At 68.9% G+C, this 14387-nt stretch carries 14 protein-coding genes and 2 tRNA genes; 11 read left to right on the forward strand and 5 right to left on the reverse strand.

The features are described from left to right. Window positions 1-112 precede the first annotated feature (112 nt). From gyrB to GB864_RS02630, 6 genes are all read left to right on the forward strand, one after another. On the forward strand, window positions 113-2128 hold the full coding sequence (gyrB, locus tag GB864_RS02605) for a DNA topoisomerase (ATP-hydrolyzing) subunit B (RefSeq protein ID WP_160422793.1): 2016 nt from the start codon (window positions 113-115) through the stop codon (window positions 2126-2128). A gap of 94 nt (window positions 2129-2222) precedes the next feature. Then, window positions 2223-4784 carry a DNA gyrase subunit A gene (gyrA, locus tag GB864_RS02610; protein WP_160422794.1) on the forward strand — a complete coding sequence of 854 codons (2562 nt, stop codon included), beginning with the start codon at window positions 2223-2225 and terminating at the stop codon, window positions 4782-4784. Further along, entirely contained in the window at window positions 4781-5185 is a 405-nt protein-coding gene (locus GB864_RS02615) for a DUF3566 domain-containing protein (protein ID WP_160422795.1), read from the forward strand. The genes gyrA and GB864_RS02615 overlap by 4 nt, the downstream gene beginning before the upstream one ends. A gap of 81 nt (window positions 5186-5266) precedes the next feature. Further along, window positions 5267-5340 (forward strand) — tRNA-Ile (locus GB864_RS02620). Window positions 5341-5471: 131 nt separating this feature from the next. After that, window positions 5472-5544, forward strand: a tRNA-Ala gene (locus tag GB864_RS02625). A gap of 156 nt (window positions 5545-5700) precedes the next feature. After that, a complete protein-coding gene (locus GB864_RS02630) occupies window positions 5701-6144 on the forward strand; it encodes an NUDIX hydrolase (RefSeq protein WP_160422796.1) in 444 nt (147 codons plus the stop codon). A 152-nt stretch (window positions 6145-6296) separates the two neighbouring features. Here GB864_RS02630 and GB864_RS02635 read toward each other — a convergent pair whose 3' ends face one another. Both GB864_RS02635 and GB864_RS02640 read right to left on the reverse strand, forming a co-directional pair. Continuing rightward, window positions 6297-6548, reverse strand: a complete 252-nt coding sequence (locus GB864_RS02635) for a hypothetical protein (RefSeq protein WP_160422797.1) — start codon at window positions 6546-6548, stop codon at window positions 6297-6299. Window positions 6549-7093: 545 nt separating this feature from the next. Next, window positions 7094-7603, reverse strand: coding sequence for a DNA helicase (locus GB864_RS02640; protein ID WP_160422798.1), 510 nt, complete (start codon window positions 7601-7603; stop codon window positions 7094-7096). A 192-nt stretch (window positions 7604-7795) separates the two neighbouring features. On the opposite strand from GB864_RS02640, the gene GB864_RS02645 reads away from it, so the two are divergent. Next, the gene (locus tag GB864_RS02645; protein WP_160422799.1) at window positions 7796-8335 is read left to right on the forward strand and encodes a peptidylprolyl isomerase; all 540 of its coding nucleotides are present in this window, start codon (window positions 7796-7798) and stop codon (window positions 8333-8335) included. Window positions 8336-8351: 16 nt separating this feature from the next. Next, window positions 8352-9218, forward strand: coding sequence for a rhomboid family intramembrane serine protease (locus tag GB864_RS02650; protein ID WP_160422800.1), 867 nt, complete (start codon window positions 8352-8354; stop codon window positions 9216-9218). 311 nt (window positions 9219-9529) lie between these two features. Here the strand turns inward: GB864_RS02650 and GB864_RS02655 are convergent, their stop codons facing one another. Then, the gene (locus GB864_RS02655; RefSeq protein ID WP_160422801.1) at window positions 9530-9769 is read right to left on the reverse strand and encodes a cell division protein CrgA; all 240 of its coding nucleotides are present in this window, start codon (window positions 9767-9769) and stop codon (window positions 9530-9532) included. Between the two features lie 119 nt (window positions 9770-9888). On the opposite strand from GB864_RS02655, the gene GB864_RS02660 reads away from it, so the two are divergent. The 3 genes from GB864_RS02660 to GB864_RS02665 are packed head-to-tail and all read left to right on the forward strand — an operon-like array spanning window position 9889 to window position 11473. Continuing rightward, window positions 9889-10677, forward strand: coding sequence for a class E sortase (locus GB864_RS02660; protein WP_160422802.1), 789 nt, complete (start codon window positions 9889-9891; stop codon window positions 10675-10677). Further along, entirely contained in the window at window positions 10677-10835 is a 159-nt protein-coding gene (locus tag GB864_RS18095; RefSeq protein ID WP_202106936.1) for a hypothetical protein, read from the forward strand. Before GB864_RS02660 ends, GB864_RS18095 begins: the two co-directional genes overlap by 1 nt. After that, the gene (locus GB864_RS02665; protein ID WP_160422809.1) at window positions 10835-11473 is read left to right on the forward strand and encodes an anthranilate synthase component II; all 639 of its coding nucleotides are present in this window, start codon (window positions 10835-10837) and stop codon (window positions 11471-11473) included. Before GB864_RS18095 ends, GB864_RS02665 begins: the two co-directional genes overlap by 1 nt. 76 nt (window positions 11474-11549) lie before the next feature. On the opposite strand, the gene pknB is transcribed toward GB864_RS02665, so the two are convergent. Further along, complete coding sequence (gene pknB / locus GB864_RS02670; RefSeq protein WP_160422803.1) at window positions 11550-13346, reverse strand: Stk1 family PASTA domain-containing Ser/Thr kinase; 1797 nt, start codon at window positions 13344-13346, stop codon at window positions 11550-11552. Window positions 13347-13441: 95 nt separating this feature from the next. Beyond that, on the reverse strand, window positions 13442-14387 hold a 946-nt coding region (locus GB864_RS02675; protein WP_160422804.1), incomplete at its 5' end, for a PASTA domain-containing protein.

Genomic DNA, 14387 nt, shown 5'->3' on the forward strand with positions numbered 1-14387 from the left:
ACGGTCACCGGCGGAAAGAAATCCCCGGAGAGGGGCGTTCTCGGGCTGTTCGAGAGCCCTGCACTGTTAGAATCGGATGTCGCCAATCGACGGTCAGGAGCCCGATTCAGTTATGACAGCGGAACCGACGAAGGCCGAGCCCGAATACGGCGCCGACGCAATCCAGGTGCTCGAGGGCCTCGAAGCGGTTCGCAAGCGTCCCGGCATGTACATCGGGTCCACGGGCCCCCGCGGACTGCACCACCTGGTGTACGAGATCGTCGACAACTCCGTCGATGAGTCGCTCGCGGGCCAGGCGACCGCGATCGACGTCACGATCCTGCCCGACGGCGGCATCCGCGTCGTCGACGACGGCCGAGGCATCCCCGTCGACATCCACAAGACGGAGGGTCGTTCGACGGTCGAGGTCGTCCTCACCGTCCTGCACGCCGGCGGCAAGTTCGGCGGCGGCGGCTACGCCGTCTCCGGCGGTCTGCACGGCGTCGGCTCCTCGGTCGTGAACGCGCTGTCGACGCGACTCGACGTCGAGGTGCGCCGTCAGGGCCACCTCTACACCCAGCGCTACCACGTCGGCGTCCCCGAGGCGCCGCTCGCCAAGGGCGAGGCCACCGAGGCGACCGGCACGACCATCACGTTCTGGCCGAACCCCGAGATCTTCGAGACGGTCGAGTTCGACTACGAGACGCTCCGCACGCGCTTCCAGCAGACGGCCTTCCTCAACAAGGGCCTCCGCATCGAGCTCACCGACCTCCGGCCGACCGAGCAGCTCGACGGGCTCGACGACCTTGATCTCGACGGCGACGCCGACGCGGAGACGCAGGGACCCCGCCACGACACCTTCCTCTACGAGCGCGGTCTCGTCGACTACGTGGAGTACATCAACAAGGCCAAGCGCAGCGAGGTCATCCACGAGGAGATCATCGACTTCGAGTCGGAGGACGCCGAACGCGGGATGGCGCTCGAGGTCGCGATGCAGTGGACCACGGCCTACACCGAATCGGTCTACACGTTCGCGAACGTCATCAACACCCACGAGGGCGGCACCCACGAAGAGGGCTTCCGTGCGGCCATGACGACGCTCGTCAACAAGTACGCGCGCGAGAAGAACCTCCTCAAGGAGAAGGACGCCAACCTCACGGGCGAGGACATTCGCGAGGGCCTCACCGCCGTCATCTCGATCAAGCTCGCCGAGCCGCAGTTCGAGGGCCAGACGAAGACGAAGCTCGGCAACACCGAGGCGAAGGCGTTCGTGCAGCGCGTCGTCTCCGACCAGCTCACCGATTGGTTCGACCGCAACCCGAACCAGGCGCGCGACATCATCCGCAAGGCGATCGGCGCCGCGACGGCCCGCATGGCGGCCCGCAAGGCCCGCGAGGCGACCCGGCGCAAGGGCCTCCTCGAGTCGGGCGGCATGCCGGGCAAGCTCAAGGACTGCTCGTCGAAGGACCCCTCGGTCTCCGAGATCTTCATCGTCGAGGGCGACTCGGCCGGCGGCTCCGCCGTGCAGGGCCGCAACCCCGAGACCCAGGCCATCCTGCCGCTGCGCGGCAAGATCCTGAACGTCGAGAAGGCCCGCCTCGACCGCGCGCTCGCGAACACGGAGATCCAGGCGATGATCACGGCGTTCGGCGCCGGCATCGGCGAGGACTTCAACCCCGAGAAGGCGCGCTATCACAAGATCGTGCTCATGGCGGATGCCGACGTCGACGGCCAGCACATCACGACGCTGCTGCTGACCCTGCTCTTCCGCTTCATGCGCCCGCTCATCGAACTCGGCCACGTCTACCTCGCGCAGCCGCCGCTCTACCGCCTGAAGTGGACCAACTCCGAGCACGAGTACGTGTTCTCCGACGCCGAGCGCGACGCACTGCTCGCCGACGGCATCGCCAAGGGCAAGCGCATCCCGAAGGAGAACGGGATCCAGCGCTACAAGGGTCTCGGCGAGATGAACTACCAGGAACTCTGGGAGACGACGATGAACCCCGAGACCCGCACGCTGCTGCAGGTCTCCATGGAGGACGCCGCCGCCGCCGACGAGGTGTTCACCACGCTGATGGGCGAGGACGTCGAGGCACGGCGCACGTTCATCCAGAAGAACGCGAAGGATGTCCGCTTCCTCGACATTTGATCGCGCGAGCCGCGCCAGCGGCGATCCGATCAAGGTCGAGTAGCCGGCCCGTCCGGCCGGCGTATCGAGACCCAGACTGCAAGGAACGAGAACGATGAGCGACGAGCAGACTCCCGACACCGAGGGTCCCGGCATCCACGGCAGGATCGACCAGGTCGACCTGCAGCTCGAGATGCAGCGGTCCTACCTCGACTACGCGATGAGCGTCATCGTCGGGCGCGCCCTGCCCGACGTGCGGGACGGCCTCAAGCCCGTGCACCGCCGCGTGCTCTACGGCATGTACGACGGCGGCTACCGCCCCGACAAGGCGTTCTCCAAGTGCGCCCGCGTCGTCGGCGACGTCATGGGCCAGTTCCACCCGCACGGCGACTCGGCGATCTACGACGCGCTCGTGCGCCTCGTGCAGCCGTGGTCGCTTCGGTACCCGCTCGCGCTCGGCCAGGGCAACTTCGGCTCGCCCGGCAACGACGGCGCGGCCGCGCCTCGATACACCGAGACGAAGATGGCCCCGCTCGCGCTCGAGATGGTGCGCGACATCGACGAGGACACCGTCGACTTCCAGGACAACTACGACGGCCGCACGCTCGAGCCGTCGATCCTGCCGGCGCGCTTCCCGAACCTGCTCGTCAACGGCTCGGTCGGCATCGCCGTCGGCATGGCGACGAACATCCCCCCGCACAACCTCCGCGAGGTCGCCGCGGGCGCGCAGTGGTACCTCGAGCACCCGGATGCCTCGCGCGAAGAGCTGCAGGAGGCGCTGCTCCAGCGCATCAAGGGTCCGGACTTCCCGACCGGCGCCCAGATCCTCGGCACCAAGGGCATCCAGGACGCCTACCGCACCGGCCGCGGGTCGATCACGATGCGCGCGGTCGTCAGCGTCGAGGAGATCCAGGGCCGCACCTGCCTCGTCGTGACCGAGCTGCCGTACCAGGTGAACCCCGACAACCTCGCGATCAAGATCGCCGACCTCGTCAAGGACGGCAAGATCTCGGGCATCGCTGACATCCGCGACGAGACCTCGGGCCGCACCGGCCAGCGCCTCGTCATCGTGCTGAAGCGCGACGCGGTCGCGAAGGTCGTGCTCAACAACCTGTACAAGCACACGCAGTTGCAGGACAACTTCGGCGCGAACATGCTCGCGATCGTCGACGGCGTGCCCCGCACGCTCTCGATCGACGGCTTCATCGCCCACTGGGTCGACCACCAGGTCGACGTCATCGTGCGCCGTACCCAGTACCGCCTGAACAAGGCCGAGGCGGACGCGCACATCCAGCGCGGCTACGCCCTCGCGCTCGACATGCTCGACGAGGTCATCGCGCTCATCCGGCGCTCGCCCGACGTGGATGCCGCCCGCGCCGGCCTCATCGACCTGCTCGGCGTCGACCAGCTCCAGGCCGACGCGATCCTCGCGATGCAGCTGCGCCGCCTCGCGGCCCTCGAACGTCAGAAGATCCTCGACCGCCTGGCCGAGCTCGAACTCGAGATCGCCGAGTACCGCGCGATCCTCGCGGACGAGGTGCGCCAGCGCTCGATCATCTCCGAGGAGCTCGCCGAGATCGTCGCGAAGTTCGGGGATGAGCGTCGCACGCACATCATGCCGGGCTTCGACGGCGACATGTCGATCGAGGACCTCATCCCCGAAGAGGAGATGGTGGTCACCGTCACCCGCGGCGGCTACGTCAAGCGCACGCGGAGCGACAACTACCGCTCGCAGCACCGCGGCGGCAAGGGCGTCAAGGGAGCGCAGTTGCGCGCCGACGATGTCGTGGAGCACTTCTTCGTCACGACGACCCACCACTGGCTGCTGTTCTTCACGAACAAGGGCCGCGTGTACCGCGTCAAGGCGTACGAGGTGCAGGAGGCCGGCCGCGACGCGAAGGGCCAGCACGTCGCGAACCTCCTCGAGCTCCAGCCCGACGAGGAGATCGCCGAGATCCTGGACATCCGCGACTACGGGGTCGCGAAGTACCTCGTGCTCGCGACCCGCGACGGCCTGCTCAAGAAGACCGCGCTCGAGGAGTACGACACGAACCGCTCGCGCGGCGTCATCGCGATCAAGCTCCGCGAGGAGGACGAGCTCGTCGCGGCGATGCTCGTCGACGAGGGCGATGACATCCTGCTCGTCTCGCGCAAGGGGATGTCGCTGCGCTTCGCGGCCGCCGACGACACGCTGCGCCCGATGGGCCGCTCGACCTCGGGCGTGAAGGGCATGTCCTTCCGAGGGGACGACACGCTGCTCAACGCCGCGGTCGTCGCCCACTCGCGGCCTGCCGGCGAGGACGGACCCGAGGTGCCGTACGTGTTCGTCGTCACCGAGGGCGGCTACGCCAAGCGCACTGCGCTCGAGCAGTACCGCCTCCAGGGCCGCGGCGGCCTCGGCATCAAGGTCGCCAAGCTCTCCGACGACCGCGGCGATCTCGCGGGGGCCCTCATCGTGGGCGACCGCGACGAGGTGCTCGTGGTTCTTGCCAGCGGCAAGGTGGTACGCTCTGACGTCGCCGAGGTGCCCGCCAAGGGGCGCGACACGATGGGCGTGGTCTTCGCGAAGTTCGCGGATGACGACCGGATCATCGCGGTCGCCCGCAACTCGGAACGCAACCTCGACGCGAGTGAATCCGACGCCGAACCGGAGTCGGGGGAGGAGTCAGCCGAATGAGCAGCGTCGCAGACAAGCTCGCCAAGAAGTCCAGCAAGCGGCCCCCCGCGAAGCAGGTCCGTCTCCGACTGGTCTACGTCGACTTCTGGTCGGCCGTGAAACTGTCCTTCCTCGTCGCCGTGTGCGTCGCGGTCGTCTCCGTCGTGGCGACGTTCCTCGTGTACTCGGTGCTGAGCTCGACCGGCGTCTTCGACGAGGTCAACCAGCTCATCCAGGATGTCGCGGGCGCCGGCAACGACCTGATGTCGTTCCTGTCCATGGGCAACGTGATGGGCTTCGCGTTCATCTCGGCGCTCGTGAACCTGGTCGTCATCACGGCGCTCGGTGCCATCGTCGCCCTGCTGTACAACCTCTCCGTGAAGATCACCGGCGGCATCCTCGTCGGCTTCACCAACAACTGAAAAACCGTTCCCGACCAGGCCTTCCGGCCTCGATTGGGAGTTTCGGGAATCGTCGGGTAAGCTTGCCTGCGGCCCGATTCCGGGGATATAGCTCAGGCGGTTAGAGCGCTTCGCTGATAACGAAGAGGTCCGAGGTTCAAGTCCTCGTATCCCCACCGAAGAACCCCGCTTCGATCGAACGATCGAAGCGGGGTTCACTCGTTCCACGGCAGGTCCGCCGGCGCGTCTTGCGGGCGTCGAAGGCGACGAACACCGCTTCGTCGGTCGGGTAGACTGGTCGGGTTCCGGGGCCTTAGCTCAGTTGGTAGAGCGCCTGCTTTGCAAGCAGGATGTCAGGAGTTCGATTCTCCTAGGCTCCACGGAAACAATGCCCGGTCCACTGGATCGGGCATTGTCGTGTGCGGGCCGGGGTCGGAGCAGTCCGTCCCGCCGGAATGAGCGGCGTCCCGTTGCCGGGCGAACCCCGCTGCGTCACACGTCGGGAGACGGGCTGACGCAGTGCCTAGGCTGTCCGGATGGACCTGCGCATCGCCGCCTATGGCGTGATCATCCGCGACGGGCTCGTCCTGCTCTCGCATTGGAACGAGCTCGGTCGTTCCGGGTGGACGCTGCCCGGCGGCGGACTCGAGGGCGACGAGCATCCCATCGACGGCGCCATCCGCGAGATCCGGGAAGAGACGGGCTACGACGCTGAAGTCGAACGACTGCTCGGCGTCGACCGCATCATCATCCCGCGCTCGCGCCGGCACCCAGGAGCGAAGGCCGACCAGTACGGGCTGCGGATCGTCTATCGCGCGCGAGTGATCGGCGGGGAGCTCGCGAACGAGGTCGGCGGGTCGAGCGACGAGGCCCGGTGGTTCCGCCTCGGCGAGGTGCCCCGCCTGCACCGCGTGGGCCTCGTCGATATCGGGCTCGGCCTCGACCGCGATGAGCCCGCCGACGGCCGGCCGCGCGGCTGAACCGCGGCCGGCAGGTCTCTCGGTCCACGTGGAACACGACCGCGCGGCGCACCCCTCGAAGGGAGCGCGCCGCGCGGTCGTTCTGTCGGGGATCGGTGGCGGACGCACGGCGCCCGCCACCGGTCATCCCGGCTGCGCCGGATCTTCCGTGATCAGCGGTAGACGCCGGGGTGCAGCGATTGGCGGATCAGATCCGCCTGGTGCACGGCGTGCGCCTCGTGCGCCTCGCGGCGGCGGAGCGCACGTTCGTGCGGGTCGGTGTCGCCGACGCTGGTGCGTCGGCCCCAGGCGATGAGCGCCAGGGCGAGACGGCGCGACATCCGCTCGCGGATGCTGCGCTGCAGCATGGCGGGGGAGACGGGCGTCGGACAGGGAGGGTGGGCGGTGGTCAGTTGGGTAGACATGGTGTCTGGTTCCTCACATGGAGACGAGTGGGCTCTGGATCGTGGTCGCGAACGCCTGAGCCGGCGGACATCCTCGGGGATGCCGGATGGTGGAACGGGACGACCGCGGACGAACGCACGAGTCGTCGTGCGCGATGCGGCCGTCGGAATCCCGACGAACGGGCGGCGCTCAGATCGACGGCGGAGAGCCGTGACGGCGCAGATGCGAGGCGATGCGGTCAGCCGGAACGGCGACGGCGCGAAGCGGACTCGCGGGGCGGAAGCAGACCGGGATTACCCGAGAAGTCGCCGGGTCATCGGAACGACTCCACGGAAAACACCGGTCGTGGCGGCAAACATGTGCGGCATCTTGGACATCGGTTTCTCCTCTCGTGGCGTGCGTTCGTGACCGAGAGATCACGGTACAGGCAATCTCTCAGGTTTCGCAAGGGGGATTCTCGGTGAGTCCGGACGGACGTCCCCCAGCAGCGCGCCGGCACGACGAAACGCCCCGGACCGCGGGTGCGGTCCGGGGCGTTCGAAGCGTGCGAGGCGCCGGGAGGGCCTCAGGCCGGGCTCGGCGGCGTCGGCTCGTCGTCGGCCACCCACAGCTCGTCGTCGGCGCGGAAGGTCTGCCAGACGGCGTAGGCGACGGCGCCCGCCGCGGCGACGCCGGCGGCGATGGCGAGGAACGTGCCGAACCCGTGCTTCTTCGGCTCGGGCTCCGGCGCCCGGTACGACTTCATCGCGCTCGCGGCGCGGCTGAGGCGGTGCTGCTGTGCGACGTCGCCGATCGCGAGTGCGGCGCCGAGCGCATGGCCGGCGGCGGGCACGACGGTGTCGCCGACGGCCTTCGACGCCTTACCGGCGTAGAGCTTGGCGCTGGCGACGCCGGTCTCGTATCCGTACTTCACCTTCGGAACCACGGACTCCCGCGTGTAGTTCCCGAGCTGGCGGCTCGCCTCTTTGGCGACCACGTTGGCCTGGTCGATGACCGCCTGCTGGTTCCCCCACAGCTCGTCAGCGGCACTGCGCAGCCGCTTGAGTTCCTTCTGGCGCTTTCGTGACAGGCTCATTCCGACCTCCATCGTTGGCAGCGAACTCCACCCATCTTGTCACGAGACCCCCCGTCGGCGGGGAGTGGACTCGGCGAGATCACAGCGAGCGCGGGCGTCGCACCGCACTCGGCGGCTTGCGCCCGTGGCGAACGCCGCCCGTCGAACCCCGCATCCGACTGCCGTGGAGTCGCCCTATGGGAAAATGGATCCATGGTTTCTCCCACCGCTGTCGCGACGATCAACACCAACCACGGACCCATCAAGGTCGACCTCTACGGCAACCACGCGCCGAAGACCGTGAAGAACTTCGTCGGCCTCGCCACCGGCGAGATCGAGTGGACCCACCCGGCCACCGGTCAGAAGACGACCGACCCGCTGTACGACGGCGTCATCTTCCACCGCATCATCCCCGGCTTCATGATCCAGGGCGGCGACCCGCTCGGTCAGGGCGTCGGCGGCCCCGGCTACCAGTTCGACGACGAGATCAACTCGGAGCTCGACTTCAACGAGCCCTACGTGCTCGCCATGGCCAACGCGGGCATCCAGTTCGGCCGCGGCACGAACGGTTCGCAGTTCTTCATCACCGTCGCGCCCACCACGTGGCTCTTCGGCAAGCACACCATCTTCGGCAAGGTCAACGACGAGGCTTCGAAGGCCGTCGTCGACGCGCTCGGCGCGGTCCCCACCGACGGCCGCGACAAGCCGCTCTCCGACGTCGTGATCGAGTCGATCACCGTCGAGCAGCTCTGATCGGCGACCGACTCCGATGAGCTGGGGCGCGACTCCCGACGCCGCGCCGAGCGCGAACGACTTCTGCTACCGGCATCCCGATCGGCGCAGCTACGTGCTGTGCCAGCGGTGCGGCCGCACCGTGTGCCCCGAGTGCCAGACCCCCGCCGCCGTCGGCGTGGTCTGCCCGGAGTGCATGCGCGAGCAGCGGGCGAACGCGCCCAAGACGAAGCCCGCGATCCTCACGAGATCGCGGGCTGCGATCCGCGGCGGCGGACCGATCGTGACGTACTCGATCATCGCGATCTGCGTCGTGGTGTACGCGCTCCAGTTCTTCCTCGGTGACGCGATCACCAGGCTCATCGCGTACAACGGGGTGTTCTCGGTGCCGGGCTATCTCGAACCGTGGCGGATGCTGACGTCGGTGTTCGCGCACGGGTCGATCTGGCATCTCGCGCTGAACATGTACACCCTGTGGATCTTCGGCCAGCTGCTCGAGGGTGCGCTCGGGCGGTCGCGCTTCCTGGCGCTGTTCTTGCTGAGCGGCTGGGGCGGTTCGGTCGGCGTGCTCTGGCTGGCATCGCCGGGCACCTGGGTCGTCGGCGCTTCGGGCGCGATCTTCGGCCTCATGGGCGCCTTCCTCGTCATCCAGCGCCGCCTCGGCGGCGACGCCACCCAGCTCTTCGTGCTGCTCGCGATCAACCTGGCCCTGGGGTTCATCCCCGGGTTCAACATCGCCTGGCAGGCCCACCTCGGCGGCCTCGTGATCGGCGCGCTCATCGGCCTGATCTTCGTCGAGACGCGCAAGCGCAGCCGGCAGCGGATGCAACTCTGGTTGCTCATCGCGGTCGGCCTGCTGCTGCTCGTGCTCTCGTGCCGGTACTTCATCTTCCCGATCGTCTGATCTTCCCGATCGTCCGAGCCGGCGAGGATGACGCCCCGGTCCGCCCTGCGGACCGGGGCGTTCGCGTATCCGCCGCGACGTTCTGCACAATTCCGTGTTAACAACACACAGGCCGTCGTTGTTAACAACAGGGTTATCCACACCTCTGTCCACACCTGGGGAAAGTAATCACACCCGTGTAGTTCACCGGGAGGTCAGGGGCGGGACGCCTCCCGCACCCCGCAGGGTTGCGCCGGCACGTCGCACGCCCTGCGAGTAAGGAAAGGGCGGTGGATGCCGAAGCATCCACCGCCCCTTCCGGACGAATCAGGTCAGCGCCAGCGGGTGGCCATGAGGAACCCGATGAAGGCGATGCCGAAGCCGACGAGGATGTTCCACGCCTCGATCGAGGGGACCGGGAGCGAACCGCCGGAGATGTAGTAGATCAGGATCCACGCGAGTCCGAGGAGCATGAACCCGAACATCACCGGCTTGAACCAGACGGCGTTGGGGGCTTCCTCGCCCGAGGGCTGCTCGGCCGGCTCGGGCTTGGGGGACTTCGTGCGTGCCATGCGGATGATTGTAACCGGTCCCGCGAGCCCGTGCGTTCGCCGGAACCCGCACGATCACGCCGGACGCCGGGTCCGGCGGAGCCGGGGCTCCTCGCAGCCCGTCGCCCTAGAATCGCAGTATGCCGCCGAAGCCCGGGCGCGAGCAGCCCCAGCGCACCCGACCTCGCACGAGCGTCGTCGGGGTGATCGGCGAGCTCTTCGTCACGGTCGGCGTCCTCATCCTCCTCTTCCTCGGCTGGCAGCTCTGGTGGAACGACGCGATCCTGGCCGGCCAGCAGTCCGCCGCGGCGGGCGAGTCGAGCTCGGAATGGACCGCGGACGCGGTGCGGCCCACGGATGCGCCGGAGCCGACGGTCGACGAGGGCGGCATCGAGGACTTCGGCGAGCCCGTCGTCAGCACCGCCGAGCACGCGAACGGGGACGCGTTCGCCGTCATGTACGTGCCGCGCTTCGGCGAAGGATCCCAGCGCACGGTCGCGCAGGGCGTCGGCCTCGACGTGCTGAACTCGAACCGGCTCGGAGTCGGCCACTACCCCGACACCGCCATGCCCGGTGCCGTCGGCAACTTCGCGATCGCGGCGCACCGCAGCGCGTACGGCGGCGGCATGCACGAGATCGAGCAACTCCAACTGGGCGACGCGATCTACATCCAGACGCCCGACGGCTGGTACACCTACCGGTTCCGCGACTTCGAGTACGTGACGCCGACGACCGTGGAGGTGCTCGCACCGGTGCCGCACCGACCCGAGTTGCAGCCCGTCGACCGCATCATCACGCTCACGACGTGCAACCCGCTCTACTCGACCGCCGAACGCATCGCGGCGTACGGGGTGCTCGAATCCTGGCGGCCCGCCTGGGCGGGACCGCCCGCCGAGATCGCCGCCGACGTGGCGAATTGGGGGACCTGATGTACGCCGCACTCTGGCACGTGCTGCCCGGCCCGATCTGGGTCAAGATCATCCTGCTGCTCGTCCTCGTCGCCGTCGTGGTGTGGGCGCTGTTCACGTGGGTTTTCCCGTGGGTCGACGGCATCGTCAACCCCATCGACGTCACCGTGGAGGAATGATGACCAAGGTCCTCGTCATCGACAATTACGACAGCTTCGTCTACACGCTCAACGGGTACCTGCAGGAACTCGGAGCCGAGACCGAGGTCGTGCGCAACGACGACTTCGCCGTGGAGGACGTGCCGGCGAAGCTCGCCGAATACGACGCGGTGCTCGTCTCCCCGGGGCCGGGCAAGCCGTCCGACGCGGGCGTCTCGATCCCCGTCGTGCGCAATGCACTCGAGACCGGGATGCCCCTGCTCGGCGTCTGCCTCGGGCACCAGGCGATCGCCGAGGCGTTCGGCGGGGTCGTGACGAACGCCGAAGAGCTCATGCACGGCAAGACGTCGAGCGTCGAGCACGACGATTCGCCCTTCTACGACGGCGTGCCGCAGCCGTTCACCGCGACCCGATACCACTCGCTCGCGGTGGTCGACGGCACCCTACCCGACGAACTCGTCGTCACCAGCCGCACGCCCGGCGGCGTCATCATGGGCCTCCGGCACGAGAGCGCCCCCATCTTCGGAGTCCAGTTCCACCCCGAGTCGGTGCTCACCGAGGGCGGCTACCGGATGCTCGGCAACTGGCTCGAGGTCGCCGGCCTCGCCGGCGCCCGCGAGCGCGCCGAGCGGCTCAATCCGTTGGTCCGCAGCGCCTGAGACGCAACCCCGCCCGAACGCGGAAGCGCCCGACACCGGATGAACCGGTGCCGGGCGCTTCCGCGTTCACTGGGGATCAGCCGTTGGTCCAGGGGAACCAGGAGCCAAGCCCGTTGTCGTTGGAGCCGTCGTCGCCGTTGCCGCCGTCGGTGCCGTCGGTGCCGCCCTGGTTCGCCGCTGCGGCGCAGTAGCGCAGCTCGACCGTCGAGTGCTGCGGCACGTCGCCCGGAGGAATGGACTGGGAGATAACCGGGCTGCCGTCGACCGCAGGGCAGCTCTGATCGGGCTGCGGCGTCACGGTCAGCTGCAGGTTCGCGGCCTGCAGCGTGCTCGTCGCGTCGGCGAGGTTCTGGCCGACGACGTCGACCATCGTGACCTCGCCGCTCGAGACCGTCAGATTGACCGTCGATCCGGCTTCGACGGAAGCCGCGGCCGCCGGGGACGTCGCGAGCACCGTGTCGGCAGACGCCGTCGGCGAGTTCTCCTGGACGATCGTGCCGGCGACGAGGCCGTACTGCTCGAGCGCGGCCTTGGCCTGGTCGAGCGACATGTTCACGACGTTCGGGACCTGCGTCTGGGCCTTGCCCGTCGACACCGTGAGGGTCACCGGGGTGTCGACCGTGATCGTCTCGCCGGCCGGCGGATCGCTCGAGATGACGGAACCGGCCGGGACGGTGTCGTCCGCCACATCGGTGCGGTCGACCGTCAGCCCGAGGGCATCGAGCTCCGCCGAGGCATCCTCGAACGTCATGCCGACGATCTCGGCCGGAATCGTGCGCGCCGTCGACGGCAGTTCGTTGCCGGGGGTGAGGTTGACCGCCCAGAAGAGGACCGCCACGACGATGACCGCCACGACGGCCACACCGGACCAGATCCAGACCGCCGGAGGACGGCGCTGGGTGCGGCCCTCGGTGTCGTCCTCCGTGAGCTGGCGAAGTGCGAGCTCCGAGGTGGAGAGGGAACCGGTCGGCGCCCCGAAGAGCGCCGTGGCCGCCGAGACCTCCTTGCGCGCCGGCACCCGGCCGGCCGCGGCCTCGTCGACTTCGGTGCGGAACTCCGCGGCCGTCTGGTAGCGCGCGTTGCGGTCCTTCGCGAGCGCGCGCATGACGACGAGGTCGAGCGCGGGGGAGACGCGCGGGTTGATCGAGCTCGGCTTGGCCGGCTGCTCGCTCACGTGTTGGTAGGCGACCGCCACCGGGGTGTCTCCCCGGAACGGCGGTCGACCGGTCAGCAGTTCGAAGAGCACGACGCCCGTCGAGTACAGGTCGGTGCGGGCATCCACCGTCTCGCCCTTGGCCTGCTCGGGTGAGAAATAGGAGGCCGTGCCGAGGATGGCGGTCGTCTGGGCGACCGTCGTCGAGGAGTCGCTGACCGCGCGGGCGATGCCGAAGTCCATCACCTTCACCTGACCGGTGGTGGTGATCATGATGTTGCCGGGCTTGATGTCGCGGTGCACGACGCCGGCGCGATGCGAGTACTCCAGGGCCGTCAGCACCCCGTCGATGACACGGACCGCGGCCTGCGGCTCGAGGGGCCCATCGGCGACGATGTCTTTGAGCAGGCGGCCCTCCACGAACTCCATGACGATGAAGGGCAGCTGCACCTCCTGCCCGGCATCGTCGAGCACCGTCTCCTCGCCGGCGTCGAAGACACGGACGATGGTGGGATGCGCCATGCGCGCCGCGGACTGGGCCTCCTGGCGGAATCGCATGCGGAAGGTCGGGTCGGTCGAGAGCTGCGGCTTGAGCAGCTTGACGGCGACGCGGCGCCCGAGGCGAAGGTCTTCGCCCTCGTAGACGTCGCTCATGCCGCCGCGGCCGATGAGTTCACCGACGCGGTACCGTCCAGCGAGCAGGCGGCCTTCGTCGTTCACTGGCGGGCTCCGTTCTTCGGGTCGGCGGGGGCGCGACGTGTCGTGGGATGAGAATACCCCGCCCGGCAAGTCGCTGCCGGACGGGGTACTGCGGGTCAGTCGGTGCTCGGGCTCGCGCTCGGCGGCTGCGCCGCGCCATCCTCCGTCGGGGGCGGGGCCGGCGTGGTCTCGGGCGTGGTCGCCGCGGCGATCGTCACGTTCGTCGTCGGCGACGGCGGTGAGACGAGCGAGCCGCAGTTGTAGGTGAAGGTCATCGTGAACGCACCGCCGGGCACGTTCGCGACCGCGACCGAACCCGAGGTCGTGCCGGGCCCGAAGGTGCCGCTGCCGGTGACCGTGGCATCGCCGAGCACCGACAGCGAGTACCCGGTGAGGGTCTGGCCGGCGGGGCAGGACTGGCCGGCCCAGTTGACGGTGATCGTCGTGCCCGCCGTGGGGTTCGCGGCTCCCGCGACGGTCGGGCCGCTCGAGGGCGCGGCCGGGTTCTCGGCGGCGGTGAAGTACGTCAGGGTGACGGTGTCGCCCGCGGGGACGGCCCCCGTCGGGCTGACGCCGGAGACCGTGTTGGCGGCGGTCGGGTCGGTGGCCGGCGAGCCGGCCTGGCGGGAGACCTGGAGGCCGAGGTCCTCGAGGGCGGCCTCGGCGTCGTCGATGTTCATGCCGAGGTAGTCCGCCTCGTTCACCTCGACCGTCTTGGGGGTCTGGCTCGGCGTCGTCGTGTTCGTCGGACGCGTCGTGGCGGTCGTGCGCTCGGGGCTGGTGGACGGCGGGTCGTCCTGGGCGCCGTTGTTGACGAGCAGCGCGATCACGGTGCCGATGAGCACGATCGCGAGGATCGAGATGAGGGCGATGAGCGGCCACGTCCACGGGCTGCGCTTCTTCTCCTCGCCTTCCTCCTCTTCGCCCTCGAGCGCCTCCGCCGCGGCCGCGGTGCCGAGCACCTGGGTCGCCGCCGTCGGGGCGCCGTCGCCGCGCGGCATGAGCATGGTCGCGGCGGTCGCGCCGCCGGCGCCGAGCACGGCCGGGACGGCTGCGGCGGCC

The organism is Agromyces seonyuensis (assembly GCF_009789225.1).
GTDB classification, from domain to species: Bacteria; Actinomycetota; Actinomycetes; order Actinomycetales; family Microbacteriaceae; genus Agromyces; species Agromyces seonyuensis.